The organism is Mycobacterium attenuatum (genome assembly GCF_900566085.1).
GTDB lineage: Bacteria > Actinomycetota > Actinomycetes > Mycobacteriales > Mycobacteriaceae > Mycobacterium > Mycobacterium attenuatum.
On the sequence record NZ_UPHT01000115.1, the window covers coordinates 1 to 1,811 of the forward strand.

Below are 1,811 nucleotides of genomic sequence, written 5' to 3' on the forward strand. Positions count from 1 at the left end.
GGGCGGGCCAAGCCCGCCGTTGCCGCCGTTGCCACCGTTTCCGATTGCGCCGGCATCACCGCCCTGGCATGCGACAGCCACCTCGGTTCCAAGGCCGGCCACGCCCGGATGAGGCCGAACCTGACCTGAAACACAAAAAGTTGGGATCGGTAGCCAGTTCTCCGACTACCTTCATGGCAACAACGAGATCGGAGGAAATGCATGAAGCGAATCCTTGGAGTGGCACTGGTTGCCGGCGCCCTCGGCGTGACCGGCCTGGGTATTAGCGCAGGCACCGCGCAAGCCGACCCCGGAACGGGCATCTGCAATCAATTGGCAATGTGTAGCCGCATATGGTGTCCCGGAAGTCCGCTGCCGATGCCAGACGTGGTGTGGGACATGAATGTCTGCCACCACTACTACGGCGGCAGCCTCGGTCACCCGGGAACCGAGGGCGGCATCCAAGTCGGCGCCCACATCCTCGAAGGGGACCCCTCCCCGGCCAACACCTGCAACGGGTCGCCGATCTGCTTGCCGGGTCTGTGATCCGACCTGTGAAGCGATCGTCGCTGAAAGGTGTCAAGCCGTCAGCGATTCGATGACGGCTTGACCAGCTCCCGAGGCAGCCTCGATTGATGCGCTGCGCGCCAGCCGCGCGCAGCGCATCTATCTATTCCTCGGCGCTTGGAGTTCACCGCGCCGGACGCGCCGGGCCAGGCCCGTTCCCTGCTCGACGACCAGGGCATAGGCCGACACGCATCGGCCGACACGTGGTCGACACCGGCGTGGATCGCAGCGTCCACCGAACGCAGCAGATCGTCGTCGGACTCTCCCGGGGTTCCATAGATCAGGTCGAGGTTGACGTGTTCGAAGCCCGCGTCCATTGCCTCGCGTGCGGCAGCCGCGGCCCGCCCGGAAGCGCGCCACGCAGAAGGGGACATGCACGTACAGCCCGAACGGCTGTCCCGGGCTCGGCAGCAGGCCGGGCAGTTCGACCGATGCCTCACGAACAGGCATGCCAATTCTTCGCACGGCGTGCCGCGGCGGTCCGGCTAGCCGACACCGTCCATGCCGTTCTGGCCCAGCACCGACCCACCTGTGCCACCGCGACCACCCGTGCCGTCGGGCGGGCCAAGCCCGCCGTTGCCGCCGTTGCCACCGTTTCCGATTGCGCCGGCGTCACCGCCTCGGCCACCGTCGCCGCCACTGGCGCCCGGCGCGCCCTGACCGCCGGCGCCGCCGGCACCGCCATTGCCGATCAACCCGGCCTTGCCGCCGAAACCCCCGATACCGCCGGTGCCCACTGAGGTGAATCCACCCTGTCCACCGGCTCCGCCGGAGCCAATGAGTGTGCCGCCATTGCCGCCGGCTCCACCTGCCGCGCCGGAGATCGGCATGCTGGTCAACGAAATCCCGCCAGCTCCACCGGCTCCGCCGTTTCCGATTCGCCCACCGGCTCCACCCGCCCCGCCGGCACCGCCAACGTTGCCGAATCCGCCGGTGCCGCCGGTTCCGCCAAAGCCCGCTACTGCGCCACCGTTTCCGCCGGACCCGCCGGTGCCGCCGTCAAGCGAGCCCTCACCGCCGATTCCGCCGACCCCACCGATGCCGAATAGTCCAGCGCTGCCGCCGGCTCCACCACCGCCGCCCGAGCCGAGAGGGTTGTTGACTCCGCCACCTCCTCCCGCGCCGCCTGCGCCGCCGGCGCCGAACAGGATGCCTCCGGCTCCCCCAACTCCACCCGCGCCGGCGGCCGGGCCGCTCGCTAATCCGCCGACTCCGCCGTGGCCGCCGGCGCGGGTGGAGTTGGGGGAGCCGGAGGCATCCTGTTC

At 69.6% G+C, this 1,811-nt stretch carries 1 protein-coding gene and 2 pseudogenes; 1 reads left to right on the forward strand and 2 read right to left on the reverse strand.

The genetic code is table 11. From position 1 onward, the window contains the following. Window positions 1–201 precede the first annotated feature (201 nt). Window positions 202–525, forward strand: a complete 324-nt coding sequence (locus EET13_RS18790; protein ID WP_136623197.1) for a hypothetical protein — start codon at window positions 202–204, stop codon at window positions 523–525. Window positions 526–657: 132 nt separating this feature from the next. On the opposite strand, the pseudogene EET13_RS18795 reads toward EET13_RS18790, so the two are convergent. Together EET13_RS18795 and EET13_RS30495 are read right to left on the reverse strand one after the other, a co-directional pair. After that, window positions 658–893: pseudogene (locus tag EET13_RS18795) on the reverse strand (radical SAM family heme chaperone HemW); the annotation flags it as partial. A gap of 138 nt (window positions 894–1,031) precedes the next feature. Further along, a pseudogene (locus EET13_RS30495) lies at window positions 1,032–1,811 on the reverse strand (hypothetical protein); the annotation flags it as partial.

Excerpts from the sequence above, each read along its gene's own strand:
- EET13_RS18790 (WP_136623197.1), top strand. The coding sequence starts at position 202 with ATGAAGCGAATCCTTGGAGTGGCACTGGTTGCCGGCGCCCTCGGCGTG.